Source organism: Clostridium sp. CF012 (genome assembly GCF_018861755.1).
Taxonomy (GTDB): Bacteria; Bacillota; Clostridia; order Clostridiales; family Clostridiaceae; genus Clostridium_AD.
This window is the reverse complement of the sequence record NZ_JAHLEF010000001.1, coordinates 222,156-239,427: the sequence shown is the minus strand read 5'-3', so window position 1 is coordinate 239,427 and position 17,272 is coordinate 222,156. Positions and strand designations below refer to the sequence as shown.

The following is a 17,272-nucleotide window of genomic DNA, read 5'->3' as shown; positions in this document are numbered from 1 at the left end:
TAAGCAAAAGGAGCAGAAAAAGGAAAGAAGAAGTTAAAAAAATTTTTTGGATGATGGTAAATTTTATTTAAACTATAAATTAAACATCTGCATAAAAGGAGAGTGATTTCATGGTAAAAAAAATAGAAAGTTTTATAAATGAAGGATATAAGATAATGAAGTTCCAACGAGATATTGATAATATTAATGGTGAGGAGATTGGAAAGATTGAACTTAAGGCGTTAGATGGCCATAGGGAATATATAACTACAGATGATAATGGTGCAGATGAAATAGAAAGAAATTTATTTGAATATTTAAAAAACAAATAGTTTAAATAACTAAGCAGTCATACTTTTGAATAAACGATATATTAAAATATAGTATATTAGTAGTAATTAATAATTATAAGGGCAAAGATATAAATAAGGTATACTTGCAACAAGGAGTATATCTTATTTTATTTAATTACCACATACAAAATTTAAAAATAAGAGATGTAATTGTTATAAATATATTGTAAAATAGAATTTGTTTGTTACAGATGAACAAACAGAATATATTATTTAACTTTAAGACTAAATATTAGGAGGGATTTCAAATGAAAAAAGTTGCGGTTATATTTAATGGCGGTACAATAGCTATGACGGTTGATCCAAGAATAAAGGCTGCAATTCCAAGTTTAAGTGGTGAAGAAATAATGGCTATGGTTACGGGAATTGAAAATTATGCACAAATAGAATCATATACTTTTTCAAGCTTGCCAGGACCTCATGTGACACCAGAACTCATGATGGAATTATCTAAATATATACAAAGTTTCTTACTTCGAGAGGATATATGTGGGGTTGTAGTGACACATGGTACAGATTCACTTGAGGAAACAGCGTATCTATTACACCTAACTATAGATAATCCAAAGCCAGTAATTGTTACAGGTTCAATGAGGAATAGTTCAGAACTTGGGTATGATGGACCAGCAAATTTATCAGCGTCTATTTGCACTGCTATTTCGGAGGAAGCACGTAATAGGGGAGTATTAGTATGCTTAAATGACGAACTTAATTGCGCTGGCGAAGTTACCAAATCACATTCAATGCATCTAAACACTTTTCAAAGCCCTGAATTTGGCCCTATAGGAATTATAGACAATAATGAAGTAATATTCTATAGAGATAGTTTGAAAAAAGAACATATATTAACAGAAAAAATAGAAACTAGAGTAGACTTAATAAAAGCTTGTGCTGGAATGGATTCAAAATTAATTGATTTTTGTGTTAAGGAAGGTGCAAAAGGGCTTGTTATTGAAGCTATGGGAAGAGGAAATATTCCACCTGAAATGGCAGACGGAGTAAAAAAAGCTATAAAAAAAGGCGTGGCAGTAGTTATGGTATCTAGATGCTTCAAGGGAAGAGTATTAGATTCTTATGGGTATCCTGGTGGTGGAAAAGAGCTTAGAAACGCTGGTGTGATTTTTGGAGATAGCCTTCCAGGACAAAAGGCTAGAATTAAACTTATGCTTGCACTTGCTAGCACCAAAAATTTAGAAGAAATTGAAGGTATGTTTGAAAGTGGACGATATAAAAGCCGAATATAATGAGAAAATTAAATTTTAATATTCGTGATGATATTGACGTACATGTCTATTTTTGATATTATGTTTGTGAAAAGAAAATATCCACTATGGTTTTTAAGAAGCCTTAGTGGTTTTATTTTGTATTGCAAACATATGGAGGTAACTAAATGGAATTTTTTAAGTTAGAAGAAAATGGTAGCGACGTCAGAAAGGAAATTATTGGAGGGATAACTACATTTTTAACCATGGCATATATTATTGCAGTTAATGCAAATATATTAGGGGACCCTGGTGTAGGAATGCCAGCTGCAGCTATAGTAACAGTAACTTGTTTAACAGCTGGACTTACGACGATTTTGATGGGGTTATATGCTAATCTTCCTTTTGCACTAGCACCTGGAATGGGATTAAATGCATTTTTTGCGTATACAGTAGTAATAGGGATGAAAGTTCCTTGGCAAGTAGCTCTGGCAGCTGTGTTTGTAGAAGGTGTTATTTTTATCATATTATCATTAACTAGTGTTCGTGAAGCAGTTGTTAATGCTATACCCACAACATTAAAATTGGCGGTTACCGCAGGAATTGGACTTTTTATTGCATTTATAGGATTCGTAGATGCGGGTATTGTAGTTAGCAACGATGCAACAAAGGTAGCCCTTGGCAACTTTACAAGTCCAACAGTATTAATAACTGTAATAGGAGTAATTATAATTGTAGTGTTATCAAAGAAAAATGTTAAAGGATCTATATTATGGGGAATAGCTGCAAGTACTCTACTGGCTTGGATATTTGCAATAGTATCACCTGAAGCTGCAGCAGCCCATAGAATAGGTACACCACAAGGTATATTTAAATTTGAATCAATAGCACCAATAGCTGGTAAACTAGATTTTTCATACTTAACTGATTCAACTAAAATATTAGAATTTTCTATAATTGTATTAACATTTTTATTTGTTGACTTTTTCGATACTGTAGGAACTTTAGTAGGAGTTGCATCTAAGGTTGGACTAGTTGACAAAAATGGTAACGTGAAAAATGCTGGACGAGCTCTACTGGTAGATGCAATTGGTACTACAGCAGGAGCTTTCCTTGGAACTTCAACTATAACAACTTTTGTAGAGAGTTCAGCGGGATTTGCAGAAGGTGCTAGGACTGGACTTGCTTCTGTTATAACAGGGATATTATTCTTAATAGCAATGTTCTTTTCACCACTATTTGTTGCAATACCAGCCTGTGCAACTGCACCTGCGCTTATAGTCGTAGGATATTTTATGATGGAGAATATAGTTAAAATAGATTTTAGCGATTTTACAGAGGGAGTTCCTGCTTTCTTAACGATTGCATTAATGCCTTTGACTTATAGTATCGGAGACGGATTAACAATTGGAATTCTTTCTTATGCAGTGATAAACTTAATAAACAATATATTTACTAAAGATGCTACTAAGAGGAAGAAGGTTTCAATTGTAATTTATATTTTGGCAGTATTATTTATTGCTAAATTGTATTTCACTGGAATAAAGTAATAATAGTGATGTCACTATATATACAGGCCACAGTCGAAAAAAATTAGTTTTAGAATTACTTAGCAAAGGGAAGCATATTTGTATTAATATGTACTTCTCTTTTTTCTATTATAAATAAAGTGATGTAACAAAGTTAGTAGCACCCGAATAACATAATACAAAATTGTATAAAGGGTGATATTATGAAAATAAATAATAGACTATCCAATATTAATGAATATCATTTTAAAAAAATTGAAGATATGAAAAATAAGGCACTTCTCACTGGGAAAAAAATTATTGACTTGAGTATTGGAGATCCAGATTTAGAGGTCCATTCAAAAATTACTGATGCCCTAATAGATGGATTAAAAGATTATAGGTATAATAATTACCCTCCTTATGATGGCTTAATAGAACTTAAAAAAGCTGTTATTAAATACTATAAACAGGTTTATTCTGTAAGTCTAGATTTGGATGAAGTAATAATTCTTATAGGCTCAAAGGAAGGTATAAGCAACATCATTCCCGCAGTATGTGATGTAGGAGATGTTGTAATAGTACCAGAGCCTGCATACCCTGTTTATAGTATTTGTTCGAAACTATGGGGCTGTATACCTTATACGGTACCTTTAAATCAAATCAATGGATATATGTTGGACTTTACTACTATTCCCGAAGAGATAATTTCTAAAAGTAAACTTATTTTTATAAATTATCCAAATAATCCAACTGGTGCTGTAGCGAGCTCAGAGTTCTATAAGCGTATTATAAAGTTTTCTTATGATAATAATATTGTTTTATGCAATGATTCGGCATATAATGAGATAATTAAGGCAGATAAGAAAGCTATTAGTCTTATGCAATTTGATATAAAGAGGCAATGTGTGGAGTTTGGAACACTATCTAAAACATACAATATGACAGGATATAGAATAGGATATGCTGTAGGTAATGCTAAAGTAATAAATGCTCTTTTAAAAGTGAAAAGCAATTGTGATTCTGGGCAATTTATTCCAGTGCAAAAGGCTGCCGTTGCTGCTCTTAACCTAGAACGGGATTATATTTACAATACACGTAAAATATATGATGAAAGGCGAGAAGCTGCTAAAAGTATTCTATTACAAAAAAACATTGTTTTTTTTGATGCAGAAGGGGCTTTTTATTTGTGGTGCAAAACACCCGAGAACTATACAACTAATGAGTTTTGTGAAAAACTGCTTACTAATAATGGGATTGTGGTTACGCCAGGAAATGCATTTGGAAAACTTGGATATGATTATTTCCGTATAGCACTTACAAAAGATGTGGTTATTATTGAAGAAGCTTTAAAATCTCTAAATAAATGTGGTGATTAATATTATTATTGGTATAATATAAGTTATATAGGAAATATTTTAGTATAAGTGAGAACTATTTTTAAAATACATTAAATTACAGTGCCACAGTGTTTTTTTAAGTAAAAATCCTGGTAAAAGTGACAACTTATAATTTTAGCTTGAAATTATAGTGATAGTTTATGTATAATTATAAGGGTTCACAATGAACATTGGAAGGATGCGTTGTTATGATTAGGAGTATGACTGGTTTTGGGAGAGGAAACTGCGAAAAAGATGGTAAAAGTTTTACCATTGAGATTAAAAGTGTTAATCATAGATATTTCGAAACTAATATAAGAATGCCTAGAGTATTAATATCTTTTGAGGATAAAATCCGGAAAATAATTGGCGAAAAAGTAAAAAGAGGCAAACTTGATGTATTTGTAACTCAAGGTAATTATGATAAGGAAGATGCTTATGCTAATTTGAATGAAAAATTAGCTGAAAGTTATATAAAGTGCTTCCAAGTTTTAAAAGATAAATATAATCTAGAAGGCGATATATCAGTCTCTCAAATAGCTAGATTACCTGAGGTAATAACTCTTAAACAAAAGGAAGAAGATATCTCAGAAACCTTTGAGCAGATTGAGGAATCACTAAATGAAGCCCTTGAAGCTCTTCTTTTTATGAGAGAAAGGGAAGGCGAAAAATTACTAGAGGATGTTATAATTAAATGTGATTTTATAAGTGGCTTAGTTCAAAAGGTTAAGGAAAGATCACCCTTTGTTTTTGAAGAGTATAAAGGCAAGCTTACTCAAAGGCTAAATGCTCTGCATAAGGAAGTTGAATTTGATGAGAATAGAGTTGCCATGGAAGTCGCAATTTTTGCAGATAAAGCTGGAATTGATGAAGAAATTGTAAGACTTAATAGTCATATACAACAAATGAGAGAAACTCTAGTAATAGACGAACCCATAGGAAGAAAACTTGATTTTATTATTCAAGAAATGAACAGAGAAACTAATACTATAGCATCAAAAGCAAATGATTTAGAAATTTTAAATACAGTAATTAATATGAAAAGCGAAATAGAAAAGATTAGAGAACAAATACAAAACATAGAATAACAGGAGGCACGCGATGAGTATAAAATTGATAAACATAGGTTTTGGGAACATTGTCTCAGCTAATAGATTAGTAGCTATAGTCAGCCCTGAATCAGCACCAATTAAAAGAATAATTCAAGAAGCAAGAGATAGAGGTATGCTAATTGATGCTACTTATGGAAGAAGAACCAGAGCGGTTATTATAACTGATAGCGATCATGTTATCTTGTCAGCGGTGCAACCTGAGACTGTTGCACATCGGTTATCTGTTAAAGATGAGGAACATATAGATGAGGTTGAGGAATAATGATGAGTAAAGGGCAACTCATTGTTATTTCAGGACCTTCTGGTGCTGGTAAAGGAACTGTATGCAAGTCCATTATAGAAAAAAATAATTTTTGGATATCAGTATCTGCTACAACAAGAAGCCCAAGAAATGATGAAATAGACGGAGTAAGCTATTATTTCATAAGTAAAGAGAAGTTTTTAGAAAGAATTGAGTCAGAGGATTTTCTTGAATATGCAGAAGTATATGGGAATTATTATGGAACACCTAAATCTGAGGTTTTAAAAGTATTAGATAGCGGCCGAGATGTAATACTTGAAATAGATATTCAAGGTGCTCTTAAGGTGAAAACAGCTTATCCAAATGGTTTATTTATTTTTATTCTTCCTCCATCAATGGAGGAATTAAAAAATAGAATTACAAATAGAGGTAGTGAAACTCCAGAGTCATTAATCACAAGATTTACATCAGCTCATAAAGAAATTAGTTTTGTATCAAAATATGATTATGCAGTTGTAAATGACACTGTAGATTGTGCTTGTGAGAAAATTCAGAGCATTATAATTGCAGAAAGATGTAGAGTAGATAGAATGAATGGAGATTTTCTAAAGGAGGAAATTATTAATGAATAATTCAATGATTAACCCATCAATATTAAGTTTATTAGAAAAAGTTGACAACAGGTATTCACTAGTTGTGGCAACATCAAAAAGAGCGAGACAAATAATAGAGGGTCAAAGTCCACTTGTGCATGTGGATTCAACTAAGCCTGTTACTATAGCTATACATGAAATCTATGAAGGAGCTATTGTGGCTATTACAACTAAAGAAGGAATAAAATAGTATGGAAAATAAAAAGACAGTAGTTATAGGTGTAACAGGAGGGATAGCCGCATATAAGGCTTTGGATGTCATTAGTAGATTAAGAAAAGAAAATGTTGAGATACATGTTATCATGACTAAAGCAGCTATAGAATTTGTAAATCCCATAAGTTTTCAAGCGCTAAGCCAAAACATTGTGATTCATGATATGTTCGAAGAGCCTAAAGCATGGGAGATACAACATATATCTCTCGCTAAAAAAGCTGATTTGCTGGTTGTAGTTCCAGCAACTGCCAATATAATTGGTAAAGTTGCAAATGGAATTGCAGACGATATGCTTACCACTACTATTATGGCAACTGTGGCACCAGTGATTTTTGCTCCTGCAATGAATGTAAATATGTATAATAATAAAGTAGTACAAAGTAATATTCAAAAACTTGTGACTTTTGGGTATGATTTTATAATGCCAACCTCAGGAAGACTGGCTTGTGGTGACATAGGACAAGGAAAATTAGCACAAACTGAAGATATTTTTGAAATAATTATGAGTAATTTGTATCCAATAAAAGATATGCTGGGCACTAGAGTTTTAGTTACAGCTGGGCCTACAATTGCACCTATTGACCCTGTAAGATTTATAACAAATAGATCAACAGGCAAAATGGGGTATGCAATTGCTAGAGAAGCTATAGATAGGGGAGCAATTGTAACTTTAATATCAGGTCCATGCCATGAAAGAATTCCCTTTGGAGTTACTTTCATAAGTATAAATACTAATGAAGAGATGCGGGTTGCTTGTTTAAATAATTATGAAGATAGTGAAATAGTTATTAGCGCAGCAGCTGTAGCTGACTATAAGCCTAAAGTTTATAGTAGTAGCAAAATAAAGAAAAGTGAAAATGGATTAAACCTAGAATTTGTACGTGATAATGATATCTTAGAAGAGTTAGGATTACATAAGAAAAAGCAAATATTAATAGGTTTTGCAGCTGAAAGTAATGATTTACTCCAAAATGCAAAAGCAAAACTTTTGAAGAAAAACTTAGATTACATAGTTGCCAATGATATATCAGCATCAGATGTTGGTTTTGGAACTGATGATAATAAAGTAGTTATTTTAAGTAAAGATGATAGCCCCATAGCATTAGACAAAATGACAAAAAAACAAGTCGCTAGGGAATTGTTTAGTTTAATAAATAAAAAGCGCTAATGCGCTTTTTTATATTATAGAAAATTATAAATTAAAAGGGTGATTGTGTGTATCAGTATGCTGGAGTTGTGGTGAATAACGATTCTGTTCAAGTGGATAAGGTCTTCACATATAAGATACCTATTAGCTTAATAGGTAAAGATCTTTTAGGGTATAGAATTAAAGTGCCCTTTGGCAGAGGAAACAAGACATTAGATGCTTTTGTATTAGAACTCTATGAACAATGCGATAATGTGAATAAAATTAAGGACATAGCTAGTATTTGTGATGAAATGCCTCTTCTTAAAATAACTGATATTAAACTTGTAAAGATTATGAAAAGGAAGTATCTGTGTACATATTTAGAGTGCATAAAAGTCATTATTCCAAGAGGCATAACAAAAGGTATAAAAAACAAGACCGCGCAAGTGTTAACTGTATGCAAGGAGCTAGAAGGAAAATTTTTGAAGGAACCTTATAAAGACATTTATGAATTAATAGAATTGAATAATATGAAATATAATAAGAATGAATTCAGCAAAAATTTCAATCAATCACTGTCCTCAATAAATACCATGATTAAATATGGATTCTTAGCCACACAGGAGATTATAATTAATAGGTATAATGAAAAAAAATATTCTAGATACGAAGAAAAAATATTAAATGACAAACAGCAAAAATCCGTGGATCTTATTATAAATTCTGATAAGAAAAAGTTTTTAATGCATGGAGTTACAGGTAGTGGAAAGACTGAAATATATATGAATTTGGTTAGTTATATGCTAAAAGAAAACAAACAATCTATAATTTTGATACCAGAAATATCACTAACGCCTCAAATGGTAGAGCGGTTCAAAGGTCGTTTTGGACGTGATATAGCAGTTTTCCATAGTAGATTATCAGATGGAGAACGTTTTGATGAATGGATGAGAGTAAAGCTTGGGAATGTAAAAATTGCCATTGGTGCAAGATCAGCTATATTTCTACCTTTTGAAAACTTAGGATTAATTGTTATAGATGAGGAACACGAATTAAGTTATAAATCAGACATGGACCCCAAATTTGATGCTCGTGAAATAGCCTATATGAAATGTGAACTAGATAATTGTAAATTGTTACTCGGCTCAGCTACACCATCTATCGAAAGCTATTATAGGGCTTCCATAAATGAATTAGAATTGATTACTATTAACGAGAGGGCGGATGGTGCAGCCATGCCCAAAGTAGAAATTGTTGACATGCGTGAAGAGCTCATGAATAACAATCGCTCAATCTTTAGTAAGTCATTACACGAAGGTATAGTTGAAGCTCTAGAAAAACATGAGCAGGTGATACTATTTTTAAATAGAAGAGGGTTTTCAACCTTTGTGTCCTGTAGAAAATGTGGATATGTTTTTAAATGTAAAAGATGCGATATATCATTAACATACCATAATTCAAGTGATTATTTAACTTGCCATTACTGTGGAGAGAAAGAGAGAATTAGTAAAACCTGTCCTAGTTGTGGAAGTACTTATGTGAAATATTTTGGGGTTGGAACAGAAAAAATTGAACAAGAAATTAATAGAATTTTTCCAAGTGCAAAAACTCTGAGAATGGATTTTGACACAACACGGAAGAAAAATTCTTATGAATATATATACAATACCTTTAAAAACAGGCAGGCGGATATTTTAATTGGAACTCAAATGGTGGCTAAAGGCTTAGATTTTGAAAACGTTACGTTGGTAGGCGTAATCGCTGCAGACTTATCATTAAATTTGCCGGACTTTAGGGCCTTCGAGCGTACATTTCAACTTCTAACTCAAGTTTCCGGAAGAGCAGGTAGAGGTAAAAAAGAAGGCAGCGTGGTTATTCAGACATACAGTGCAGATAATCCCACTATACAATATGCTGCAGCTAATGATTATGATAGTTTTTATAAAAATGAAATCATGATGAGAAAAGCTATGGACTATCCACCTTTTACGAGAATCCTAGTCATAAATATGAGTTCTGAAGATGAGAAATTGTTAATAGAAAATATACAGAATGTTTCTGTAAATTTAAAATATGTGATTGAAAATAATGATAAAATTACATTACTCGGACCCTGTCCTTGTGGAGTTTCTAGAATTAAAAATTTCTACAGGTGGCAAATTATCATTAAAGGAAATATTGATGAAACTATTGCTGGAGATATAAAGAATTTAGTTTATGAATTAGTTAAAAATGTTTATAATAGTATAAGGGTTAGTATAGATATTAATCCAAGCAGCATGTTTTAATGACATTTCAGCTTCGAAGAAGATGATTTAAGGACATTTAAAAATAGTACAATTTAATTTCAAGGAGGTTTTTTGTATGGCTATAAGAACGATTAGAATATATGGCGATGAATTATTAAGAAAAAAAAGCAGAGTGGTAGATGAAATTACCCCAAGGATCTTATTATTAATTAAAGATATGAAAGAAACTATGTACAATTCTAAGGGGCTAGGCCTTGCGGCACCACAGGTTGGCATTTTAAAAAGAATAGTAGTTATTGATGTTGGAAATGGACCTATGGCACTTATTAATCCAGAGATAGTAGAAATGCAAGGTTCAAACATATCTCATGAAGGTTGCCTTAGTATACCAGGGGTACAAAAAAATGTAGAAAGACCTGAAAAAGTAACAGTTAAGGCTTTAAATGAGAATGGGGAAGAGATAGTAATACCTGGAGAAGGACTGCTTGCAAGAGCTATCTGCCATGAGATTGACCATTTAGATGGTGTTTTGTTTGTAGACAAAGCAATAGATGACGAGGAGAAATAATATGAAGATAATTTTTATGGGTACACCAGAATTTTCTGCGACTTCCCTTCAAGAACTTATAAATGAGTTTGAGGTTTCAGCAGTTTTTACTCAGCCGGATAGACCTAAGGGTAGGGGCAAAAATCTAGCAATGTCTGCAGTTAAACTGTTAGCTAATGCCTATGATATACCTGTATATCAGCCTTTAAAGCTTAAAAAAAATGAGGAAATGATAGAGCTAATAAAATACTTAGAACCAGATTTTATTATAGTAGTAGCTTTTGGTCAAATCCTTCCAAAAGAAGTATTGGATATCCCTAAATATGGATGCATAAACTTACATGCATCGCTATTACCAAAATATAGAGGCGCCGCTCCTATAAATTGGTGTATAATTGATGGTGAGTTTAAAAGTGGAAATACAACTATGCTTATGGACGTTGGACTTGACACAGGGGATATACTTTTAACTGAGGAAATAGAACTCACAAATACTATTACAGCCGGTGAATTGCATGATATTCTTATGAATAGTGGTGGGCAACTTTTAATTAAAACAATAAATGGTATAGTAAATAATGATATAGAGCCAGTTAAACAAGAAAATGAGCTTAGCTCCTATGCAACCATGCTAGGCAAGGAAATGGCTGTGATAAATTGGGAGCATAGTAGCGAGAACATTCACAATTTCATAAGAGGGTTAAATCCATGGCCTATTGCTTATACTCATTATGAGGATAAGGTAATGAAAATATATAAATCAAGGGTAATAAACGAGCAGTCAAATAAAAGTATTGGAAGTATTATAGAGGTTTCAAAAGAGGGGTTAAAGGTATCAACGGGTAGTGGTGTTCTACTTATTGAAGAGATACAATTCCCAGGTAAAAAACCACTAAAAGTTAAAGATTATATAATAGGAAATAAGATTTGCGAAGGTGTGGTTTTAAAATAAAGAGAGGTGAGGCAATATGTTCTTTTTTGATAGTACTATGATTATATTATTACCAGCTATAATTATATCGGCCTTAGCACAGTTTAAAATTAAGGCATCCTTTAGTAAATACTCAAAGGTAAATAGTGCAAATGGTTATACAGGAGCACAGGTAGCTAGAATGCTACTGGATGATGCTGGCCTTTTTGATATACCGGTAGAGTTAGTACGTGGAAAGCTTACTGACCATTACGACCCTTCTAAACGAATTATGAGGCTCTCAGGCGAGGTTTATAATGGGACCTCTGTAGCAGCTATAGGGGTCGCTGCTCATGAGACAGGGCATGCACTGCAGGATAAAGAACGTTATGCACCATTAAAAATAAGGAACGCTATAGTGCCAGCAGTTAATTTTAGTTCAAATGCATCCTGGTTACTGTTTTTAATAGGAATAATTTTAAGTGTTCCAATATTAGTAAATATTGGTATTGTGTTATTTTCAGCCGTGGTAGTATTTCAGTTAATAACTTTACCAGTTGAATTTAATGCATCAAGTAGAGCACTAAATATTTTAGAATCTAAAAGTATACTTTATGGGAATGAAATAAAAGGAGCCAAATCAGTGCTCAGTGCGGCGGCAATGACATACGTAGCTGCAACACTTATGGCAATTTCCCAGCTTATACGTCTCCTTTTATTAAGTCGCGATAGATAAAATCAAATAGAAAATTGAGGTAATAACATGAATAATAGTAGGTTAGTAGCAATCATAGTTGTTGAAAAAGTAATAAATGAAAATGCATATTCTAATATAGTTTTAGGCCTGGAACTTAATAAGTCCGATTTAAACGATAAAGATAAAGCACTAGTTACAGAGATAGTTTATGGTACGTTAAAATATAAATATACTATAGATAAAATATTAAGTAGCTTTATAAAAAAAGGCTTCGAATCCTTAGATAGCTTTGTTTTAAATATACTCCGAATATCCATTTATCAAATTAGGTTTTTAGATAAAATTCCAAGCTTTGCTGTGGTTAATGAGGCTGTAAACTTAACAAAAAAGATGAGTAATGCGGGAGCCGCACAATTTGTCAATGGAGTACTTAGAAACTATCTAAGAGACAGCACCAAAGTATATTATAATGAAAAAAATGATGTTGAAAGATTATGCTTTGAGTATTCATTCACTAAGGCTTTAGTGAAACTCTTTATAAAGCAATATGGACTGGTTACCGCTGAGGAAATTCTAAGTGGATTAAATCATAAACCAGATGTTACAGTTAGAGTTAACACTCTGAAATTAACTTATGAAGAAATATGGGAAAAACTTATAGAAAATGGGTATAATATAGAAAAAGGCTATGCGGCGCCTGAGGCAATACGAATTATTAAAGGGAAAAATATAGAGAATAACCTTTTATTTAACCAAGGCAACATAACAGTTCAGGATGAAAGTGCAATGCTTACAGCATCTTCTATGGATCTTGCTCCTCATCTAGAAGTATTAGACCTTTGCAGTGCACCAGGTGGAAAGACAACACACATTGCAGAAATTATGAGAAATACAGGGCACATTTCTGCATTTGATATCCATAAAAACAAGTTGTCCTTAATAAAAGAAAATTTAGATAGAATAGGAATTACAAATACAACTTGTGATGTTATGGACGCTACGATTTATGACCCAAATCTTTTGGAATCCGCAGATAGAGTACTTATGGATGTACCTTGCTCTGGACTTGGGATTATTAGAAAAAAACCTGAGATAAAATGGAGTAAGCACATAAAAAACATAGAAAATATAGTCCATACACAAAGAGAAATAATGGAGAATGCTTCTAAATACGTAAAAAAAGGCGGAGCGCTTGTATACTCAACATGCACCCTTAATAAGGAAGAAAATGAAGGCAATATTGATTGGTTTATAGAAAATCATCCAGATTTTAAGATTCAACCAGTATTTTATGGCGATCTGAGGAATATAAACTATAGTGAGAGAGGGTATGCAACTATATTGCCAAATGAGTACATGGATGGGTTTTTTATAGCCAAAATCATAAAATTATAAAATGGTGGTAGGTGTTTTTAATGACAAATATATTAGACTTAAATTTAGTAGAGCTAAAACAATGGATGAAAAGTAATTCCGAGAGTGAATTTAGAGCTAAACAAATATCGGACTGGATTTATAAGGGGATTTGTAAATTTGAAAATATGAATAACATTCCAAAAGCCACGCGAGAAAAGCTTCAAAGTGATTTTTATATAGGAATGCCAGAACCCGTGGAAGAATACACTTCAAAAATAAACGATACAAGAAAATACCTTTTTGCATTAAATGATGGTAATTTAATTGAGTGCGTTGTTATGAAGTATAAACATGGAAATTCTATATGCATATCTACTCAAGTTGGATGTAGGATGGGATGTAAATTTTGTGCTTCTACCATCGGTGGGATGATCAGAAATTTAACACCAGGAGAAATGCTGTCTCAAATAATGAAATCGCAGCAACTAATTGGCGAGAGAATTTCTAATGTTGTACTAATGGGAAGTGGGGAACCTTTTGACAACTTTGAAAATGTTATTAAGTTTCTTGAACTTGTAAATTCAGAAAATGGACTTAATATTGGTCAAAGACATATAACTATTTCTACCTGTGGTATTGTACCAAGAATCAAAGAGTTTGCGGATATTGATTTGCAAACAACACTGGCTATTTCACTTCACGCAGCAACAGATGAAATTAGAATGAAAAGCATGCCAATTGCAAATAAGTATTCTATTGCAGAAATTATTGATGCCTGTGAGTACTATATAAATAAGACCAATAGAAGAATAACCTTTGAATATGCTCTTGTAGCAGACCTTAATGATAGTACTCAAGATGCGGAAAAGTTAAGTATATTACTCCAGGGTATGTTATGCCATGTTAATTTAATCCCAGTTAATGAGATAAAAGAGAATGAGTTAAAAAGAGCTTCAAATGATGCTGTTTCTAAGTTTAAGAGTGTACTTGAAGCTAATAATATTCAGACAACAATAAGGCGCGAAATGGGTCTAGATATTAATGCGGCATGTGGGCAACTTAGGCGAAGCTACATTAATGAGAATAACATAAATGAGGGGGTGTAGAAATGCTGGGGGTTTTATCTGATGTTGGAAATGTTAGAAAAACAAATGAAGACTCTGTAGGTTATTTAGAAGGCAGTGATTTTGGCATTTATGCTGTAGCAGATGGTATGGGAGGACACAATGCAGGAGAGGTTGCAAGTCAGCTGGCTATTAAAGTTATAATAGAATATTTAAAGGAAAATCAGCATGGCTCCGATTTAAAAGAAGTCCTTTCTGAAGGAATAAAAGTTGCAAATAAGAAAATTTATGATGTGGCGAGTGAGAGTGATGCACTTAAAGGCATGGGCACAACTATAACAATTTGTTTTAGAAAAAGAGATAAAATGGTTGTTGCAAATGTTGGTGACAGCAGTTGTTATGTTATCGATAGTAAAAGAAAATTAATAAAAATCACAAAAGACCATTCACTGGTACAACAGCTTTTAGATAATGGTACTATAACTGAAGAAAAAGCTAGAAATCATCCAAATAAAAATATTATTACAAGAGCACTTGGAACAAATGAGGAAGTAGAAGTTGATTTATTTGATGTGGATTTGAATAATATTATTAAAGGTATTTTATGTACAGATGGTCTTACTAATGATGTGACTTATGCTGAAATGTATGATATTATTATGGAAAATGACAATGAATCTAGCTGCAAAAGGTTAGTTGATTTAAGTAAATCTAAGGGTGGACGCGATAACATATCAGTTATTGTATTTGAAGGAGAGTGCAGAGATGATAGGAACCATATTAGGGAGTAGATATGAACTCCTAGAAAAAATTGGAGAAGGTGGCATGGCAATAGTTTATAAAGCTAAGTGCCATTTACTCAATCGTAATGTTGCTGTAAAAATACTAAAAGAAGAATTTTCAAATAATATAGATTTTATGGATAAGTTTAAAAAAGAAGCTGCCTCTGCAGCAAGTCTTTCATCAAATTATATAGTTAATATTTACGATGTTGGACATGAAAGAGATATTAACTATATTGTAATGGAATATATAAAGGGTAAAACATTAAAGCAAGTTATACTTCAAAATGGTAGCATGAATAATAGTCAAGTAATAGACTATGGTATTCAAATTGCAAAAGCACTTGAGTGTGCTCATAAGAACAACATTATACATAGGGACATAAAACCCCATAATATATTAGTAACTGAAGATGGAACAGTTAAAGTTACAGATTTTGGTATAGCTAAAGCTTCAAGTTCAGTAACTATAACTAATACTAGTACAGTAATGGGATCGGCTCATTATTTTTCACCAGAACAAGCTAAAGGAAGCTTTGTAGACTTCCGAACAGATATATATTCTTTTGGAATAGTGCTTTATGAGATGGTTACAGGGAGAGTGCCTTATGATGCAGAAAGTCCTGTATCTGTGGCTTTAAAACATATACAAGAACCGGTTGTGCCACCTATAGACATAAACGGCAATGTTCCTGAAAATTTAAATAAATTAATATTAAAAGCAATAGAGAAGGAACCTATAAAAAGATACCAAACTGCAAATGAAATGCTTTTAGATTTACAAAGGATACAAAAGAATAGTGCGTATACTATCACAACGAATAATAATGAAAATGAATACACTAGAGTTATGGCACCTGTAAATGTAGCAGATTATGAAAGTGCAGAGGTTTCCAAAAATAAAAGCAATAAAATTGATAAAAAAAATAAAAAAAAGCTAATACTATCTGTTGTAATTTTATTAATGGTACTGCTCAGTGTTTTCGGCATAGTATATAGTGGCGTTTTGGGCGGTAATAATAAAGGCAAGCTTGTAGATAAACTAGTTGTGCCTAAAATTATAGGCTTAGATAAGGGCGAAGCAAAAACCTTAGTTGAAGCAAAGGATTTAGTTTTTACAGAAATTGGAGAAGAATATAGTGAAAAGCCTAAAGGTACAGTACTAGCGTGTTCTCCTGAGGAAGGAACAGAAATAAAACCTAATGGAGAAGTAAGAGTTAGGGTAAGTAAAGGGCTGGAGAGTTTATCAGTTCCTTACGTTAAAGGACTTGATAAAATTTCCGCTAAAGATATGATTGAAGGAAATGGTTTAGCCTTAGGGACAGTTACTGAGGAATTCAATGATACCATTGCAATCGGTATAGTAATAAGTCAAGATCCAAATGTAGACAGCTTAGCTCAAAAGGGTGATAAAGTAAATTTAGTCATAAGTAAGGGACCAGCAGTTAAATGGGCAGTGGTTCCAGATTTAAGTGATAAATCTCAAGATGAAGCACAAAAACTATTGGAAAGTTCATACTTGAAAGTAGGTAGTACAAAACAATTAATAACCAATGATAAATCACAGGATGGTAAAATTTTCAGTCAAACAATCGCTCCAACTACAAGAGTTGAGCAAGGAAATTCAGTAGGTTATAGTTATTATACCTATAAAGAGCCCCAAAAAGAGCAGTTTGTTGTTCCAAACTTTATAGGGAAAACCGTTAAAGATGCAAGAGATTTAGCTGCAGCATCCGATATAACTATAAATGCTCCTGGTAAGGATGAAGATATCATTGATACTCAAGATAAGGGGCCGGGAACTAAGGCCAATGTTGGGGATACTATTACACTAACATCAAAGGCTGCGGCTCCAGTAACGCCACCAGCTACTCAATAAAAAAATTAAATAAAAGTT

At 32.6% G+C, this 17,272-nt stretch carries 17 protein-coding genes; all 17 read left to right on the top strand.

Translation table 11 applies throughout. The annotated features are described in order from the left end of the window. Positions 1-110 precede the first annotated feature (110 nt). The 17 genes from KPL50_RS01180 (at position 111) to pknB (ending at position 17,254) form a co-directional block, all read left to right on the top strand. On the top strand, positions 111-311 hold the full coding sequence (locus KPL50_RS01180) for a hypothetical protein (RefSeq protein ID WP_216296595.1): 201 nt from the start codon (positions 111-113) through the stop codon (positions 309-311). Positions 312-580: 269 nt separating this feature from the next. Next, positions 581-1,576, top strand: a complete 996-nt coding sequence (locus KPL50_RS01175) for an asparaginase (RefSeq protein ID WP_216296594.1) — start codon at positions 581-583, stop codon at positions 1,574-1,576. A 146-nt stretch (positions 1,577-1,722) separates the two neighbouring features. Then, a complete protein-coding gene (locus tag KPL50_RS01170; RefSeq protein ID WP_216296593.1) occupies positions 1,723-3,084 on the top strand; it encodes an NCS2 family permease in 1,362 nt (453 codons plus the stop codon). Positions 3,085-3,266: 182 nt separating this feature from the next. Then, entirely contained in the window at positions 3,267-4,421 is a 1,155-nt protein-coding gene (locus tag KPL50_RS01165; RefSeq protein WP_216296592.1) for an aminotransferase class I/II-fold pyridoxal phosphate-dependent enzyme, read from the top strand. 209 nt (positions 4,422-4,630) lie between these two features. Beyond that, entirely contained in the window at positions 4,631-5,509 is an 879-nt protein-coding gene (locus KPL50_RS01160; RefSeq protein ID WP_216296591.1) for a YicC/YloC family endoribonuclease, read from the top strand. Positions 5,510-5,522: 13 nt separating this feature from the next. Beyond that, the gene (gene remA / locus KPL50_RS01155) at positions 5,523-5,795 is read left to right on the top strand and encodes an extracellular matrix/biofilm regulator RemA (protein ID WP_124998964.1); all 273 of its coding nucleotides are present in this window, start codon (positions 5,523-5,525) and stop codon (positions 5,793-5,795) included. Continuing rightward, on the top strand, positions 5,795-6,406 hold the full coding sequence (gene gmk / locus KPL50_RS01150) for a guanylate kinase (protein ID WP_216296590.1): 612 nt from the start codon (positions 5,795-5,797) through the stop codon (positions 6,404-6,406). Before remA ends, gmk begins: the two co-directional genes overlap by 1 nt. After that, positions 6,399-6,617 carry a DNA-directed RNA polymerase subunit omega gene (gene rpoZ, locus KPL50_RS01145; RefSeq protein WP_216296589.1) on the top strand — a complete coding sequence of 73 codons (219 nt, stop codon included), beginning with the start codon at positions 6,399-6,401 and terminating at the stop codon, positions 6,615-6,617. The genes gmk and rpoZ overlap by 8 nt, the downstream gene beginning before the upstream one ends. Before the next feature lies 1 nt (position 6,618). Continuing rightward, positions 6,619-7,809, top strand: a complete 1,191-nt coding sequence (gene coaBC / locus KPL50_RS01140) for a bifunctional phosphopantothenoylcysteine decarboxylase/phosphopantothenate--cysteine ligase CoaBC (RefSeq protein WP_216296588.1) — start codon at positions 6,619-6,621, stop codon at positions 7,807-7,809. A 47-nt stretch (positions 7,810-7,856) separates the two neighbouring features. Next, positions 7,857-10,058 carry a primosomal protein N' gene (gene priA / locus KPL50_RS01135; protein WP_216296587.1) on the top strand — a complete coding sequence of 734 codons (2,202 nt, stop codon included), beginning with the start codon at positions 7,857-7,859 and terminating at the stop codon, positions 10,056-10,058. Positions 10,059-10,134: 76 nt separating this feature from the next. Then, positions 10,135-10,587 carry a peptide deformylase gene (gene def, locus KPL50_RS01130; protein ID WP_216296586.1) on the top strand — a complete coding sequence of 151 codons (453 nt, stop codon included), beginning with the start codon at positions 10,135-10,137 and terminating at the stop codon, positions 10,585-10,587. A gap of 1 nt (position 10,588) precedes the next feature. After that, a complete protein-coding gene (fmt, locus tag KPL50_RS01125; RefSeq protein WP_216296585.1) occupies positions 10,589-11,518 on the top strand; it encodes a methionyl-tRNA formyltransferase in 930 nt (309 codons plus the stop codon). Positions 11,519-11,534: 16 nt separating this feature from the next. After that, a complete protein-coding gene (locus KPL50_RS01120) occupies positions 11,535-12,212 on the top strand; it encodes a zinc metallopeptidase (protein ID WP_216296584.1) in 678 nt (225 codons plus the stop codon). Between the two features lie 27 nt (positions 12,213-12,239). After that, complete coding sequence (gene rsmB / locus KPL50_RS01115) at positions 12,240-13,568, top strand: 16S rRNA (cytosine(967)-C(5))-methyltransferase RsmB (protein WP_216296583.1); 1,329 nt, start codon at positions 12,240-12,242, stop codon at positions 13,566-13,568. A gap of 20 nt (positions 13,569-13,588) precedes the next feature. Continuing rightward, positions 13,589-14,635: a 23S rRNA (adenine(2503)-C(2))-methyltransferase RlmN gene (gene rlmN, locus KPL50_RS01110; protein ID WP_216296582.1), complete on the top strand. Its 1,047-nt coding sequence runs from the start codon at positions 13,589-13,591 to the stop codon at positions 14,633-14,635. Between the two features lie 2 nt (positions 14,636-14,637). After that, a complete protein-coding gene (locus tag KPL50_RS01105) occupies positions 14,638-15,384 on the top strand; it encodes a Stp1/IreP family PP2C-type Ser/Thr phosphatase (protein ID WP_216296581.1) in 747 nt (248 codons plus the stop codon). Continuing rightward, the gene (gene pknB, locus KPL50_RS01100) at positions 15,359-17,254 is read left to right on the top strand and encodes a Stk1 family PASTA domain-containing Ser/Thr kinase (protein WP_216296580.1); all 1,896 of its coding nucleotides are present in this window, start codon (positions 15,359-15,361) and stop codon (positions 17,252-17,254) included. The genes KPL50_RS01105 and pknB overlap by 26 nt, the downstream gene beginning before the upstream one ends. The last annotated feature ends 18 nt before the right edge of the window (positions 17,255-17,272 follow it).